The organism is Frankia gtarii (genome assembly GCF_025403375.1).
GTDB lineage: Bacteria > Actinomycetota > Actinomycetes > Frankiales > Frankiaceae > Frankia > Frankia gtarii.
Map to the genome: position 1 here is coordinate 1 of NZ_JAMPTM010000445.1, position 3,140 is coordinate 3,140.

The following is a 3,140-nucleotide window of genomic DNA, read 5'->3' on the forward strand; positions in this document are numbered from 1 at the left end:
GGCGATGGGGTGGGCGATGGTGTGATGGACGGTGCGAGGTGGCGTGTGACGTTCGTCCGGGACCCGGCCAGCGTGCTGGGAGTTCCGCCCGCGCGGTCGGACCCGGCCATGCCGCCACCCGCTGCCCACAGTCCGGTCGCGGCGGCGATGACCACCAATGCCAGGCCGGCCAGCCACGGCCGAATACCCGTGCCGAGCACCGCCGCCAAGGTCCGCGCGCCGCTTCGTATCCAGGACCTGAACTGGCGCAACGTCCGGCCAAGGAGGTTCGGCGTGCCCGGTGATGTGCCAGTTCCCACAGCGTCCCCTTCCTCGGACCGGTAAAATCGAGAACGCACGCTTCGCGGAACTTTAGCAGCATGGATCTGTTATCTGCATCGCTACTGGGTCAATCGTTACTTCCCGCCGATGCTCGCCTATAGTGGAACGCTCTGGTAGGGCTGTCGAGCACCGTGGTGAAGGGAAGGCGTGTGACCGCAGGCACCGGCGATGCTGTCGACCGCAGGGTCGCTGGGCGGTACCGGCTCGCTGAGCAACTCGGCGCCGGTGCCTATGGAACGGTCTGGCGTGCATTCGACGAGATCCTCGGTGTCACAGTGGCGGCCAAGGAGGTACGCATATCTCCGGCTGCCTCCCTTGAAAATACGGCGCGCATATTGGCCAGGGTCGAGCGGGAGGCGAGAATGGTTGCGAAACTTCGCGACCATCCGAACGTCGTCACCGTGCTCGACGTGGTTCGGGACGAAGGCCTGCCCTGGATAATCATGGAGTTCATACCGTCGGTCTCGCTGGCCGAGGCGATCCGCGCACGTGGCGCATTTCCACCCGGCGAGGTCGCCCGGATCGGGGTCGCGGTGCTGGCCGCGCTCATCGCCGCCCACCGGGCCGGGATCACCCATCGGGACGTCAAACCCGCGAACATTCTGATCGGCGAGGACGGCCGCGTGGTACTGGTCGATTTCGGGGTCGCGGTCCATGCAGCCGAACCGACCATCACGGAAGGCCCGATCGGGACGCTGGCCTACATGGCGCCGGAACAGTTCGAGGGCACCCGCATGCTGTCGGCGAGCGACTTCTTCTCACTCGGGGCGACCCTCTACTACACGGTCGAGGGAGTTTCGGCGTTCTCCCGCCCGACCGAAGCCGCCACGATCCAGGCTGTGCTCAACGAACATCCCCACCTCGTTCGGGCTCCCGAACCGCTGGCCAGCGTGGTCCTGGGGTTTCTGGTCAAGGATCCGGAGCGCCGTCTGACCGGCGATGCGGGGCTGGCGGCCCTGCGGGCCGCGGCAACCGAGCTCCGGCAGTCGCCGCAGGAGTCCGACGCCGCGTCGACATCCGACGGTTCATCGGCGTCTGACGGCTCATCGACATCCGACGCGTTCGTCACCCCGGACGGCGGCGTCCGTGCGCACGCCGAACGGCCAGGGACCGAGGCGGCCGGCACCGCGGTGCATGGCCAGCCCGGCGAGCCGCAGGTGCCTCGGCGGGCGCAGCCGGACTCGGTCGAGACGGCGGGGGCGATCCGGTATCGCGAGGCTGCGCTGCGCCGGGCCGTCGGCGGCGTGCTCGCGGCCTGTGCGCTCGCGGCTGCGGCCATCCCCTGGATCCTCGGACCGGCCATCGGTCTTCCGGCCTGGGTCTACGCACTGGCCGCCCTCTGGTCCGGTTTCTTCGGATGTTGGGCCGCCGCTTTCGCCTATCTTCTCTGCCGACCCGACGTGCTCGTGCTCGACGAGACGTCGTTGCGGTACCGCCGTGGGGCCGAGGCACATGTCCTACCCCGCCAGCAGGTCAGCGGCGTCCGCGTCCGCGCCGGCCGCATCGAGGTCGCCCTGTCGGATCCGACCGACGCAGCGCACTATCAGGGTCGCTGCGAGCCTCCGCATATCGATGACGCGGGCGTACTGCTTTTCTGCAGACTTGAGGATCTGTCCGGCGTATCCGACGGCAAGGTCCTCGCCGCGTTGCGGAGATTCGGCTACGACGTCGCCGTCACGGCAGCATCCACCCCCCGGGAATCTCTTCGACCAGCTCGCTGAGCGGGGACCGGTGGATCGCGCCGGTGCCGGGCTGGACAGGACACGTCGACTGCGGAACGCTACCGACTGTGCCTTCGTCGTTGCCTACTGTCGATGTTGGGGGGGCTGGATGATCCGTCCTCCTGCCCACCGTCTGATCGCCAGCCCGCCGGCGCGCGCCGTGCTCACCCACGGGCCGCTCGCCACCGGCATCGTCGACCGGTTCGTCGCGGGCCCCACGGATGCCGACGCCGTCGCCGCCACCGCTCGGCTGGCCGATCTCGGCCTGCGGGCGTCGGCCGACCTGCTCGGCGAGGGGGTCACCCGGCCGGACGACGCCCTCGCCACGGTCCTGGCCTACCTGCGGCTGCTCGACCTGGCCGACCGGGCGGGCCTCGCCCCGGGTCTCGACGTCTCGGTCAAGCTGTCCGCCCTCGGCCAGGCCGTGCCGCGCGACGGCCGCAAGCTGTCCTACGAGAACGCCGCGGAGATCTGCGCCCGGGCGGCGGCGGTGAACGCCACCGTCACCGTCGACATGGAGGACCACACCACCACCGACGCGACGCTGGACACGGTGGTCGAACTGCGCCGGGACTTCCCGTCGGTCGGCGCGGTGGTGCAGGCCCAGCTGCTGCGCACCGAGGGCGACTGCCGCGACCTGGCCCGAGCCGGCTCGCGGGTACGGCTGTGCAAGGGTGCCTACCGGGAGCCGGCCGGCACCGTGCACCGGGGGCGCCCGGCCGTCCGCGCCGCCTACGCGCGCTGCCTGGGCATCCTGCTCGCCGGCCCGGGGTATCCGATGATCGCCACCCACGACCCGGCGCTGATCGGCGTCGCCGGCCGGCTGGCGGCCGAGCTGCGCCGCGCGCCCGCGACCTACGAGTACCAGCTCCTGTACGGGGTGCGACCCGCCGAGCAGCGGCGGCTCGCCGCGACCGGGGCGACGGTGCGGGTGTACCTGCCCTACGGCCCGGACAGCGTGCCCTACCTGACCCGACGGCTCGTGGAGAAGCCCGCCAACGTGCTGCTGGCCGTGCGGGCGCTGGGCAGCCGGCGCGGCGCGTGAGACCCGCATCCGGCGGGCGCGGGCAGGGCGGCGGGCACGGGCAGGGCGATGGG

Annotated in this window: 3 protein-coding genes; 2 read left to right on the forward strand and 1 reads right to left on the reverse strand. The window is 71.1% G+C overall.

Annotated elements, in window-relative coordinates; genetic code table 11:
• Positions 1-299: hypothetical protein (locus NBZ83_RS31140; protein ID WP_261576407.1), on the reverse strand; the 299-nt coding region annotated here is incomplete at its 3' end.
• Between the two features lie 171 nt (positions 300-470).
• Between NBZ83_RS31140 and NBZ83_RS31145 the strand changes: the two genes are divergently transcribed.
• Both NBZ83_RS31145 and NBZ83_RS31150 read left to right on the forward strand, forming a co-directional pair.
• Positions 471-2,042 (forward strand): serine/threonine-protein kinase, encoded by a 1,572-nt coding sequence (locus NBZ83_RS31145; protein WP_261576408.1) that lies wholly within the window; start codon positions 471-473, stop codon positions 2,040-2,042.
• Positions 2,043-2,151: 109 nt separating this feature from the next.
• Entirely contained in the window at positions 2,152-3,087 is a 936-nt protein-coding gene (locus NBZ83_RS31150) for a proline dehydrogenase family protein (protein WP_261568900.1), read from the forward strand.
• Positions 3,088-3,140: the final 53 nt, after the last annotated feature.

Bases quoted from the DNA above. Each gene is read 5' to 3' on its own strand.
- NBZ83_RS31150 (WP_261568900.1), top strand. From the start codon at position 2,152: ATGATCCGTCCTCCTGCCCACCGTCTGATCGCCAGCCCGCCGGCGCGC.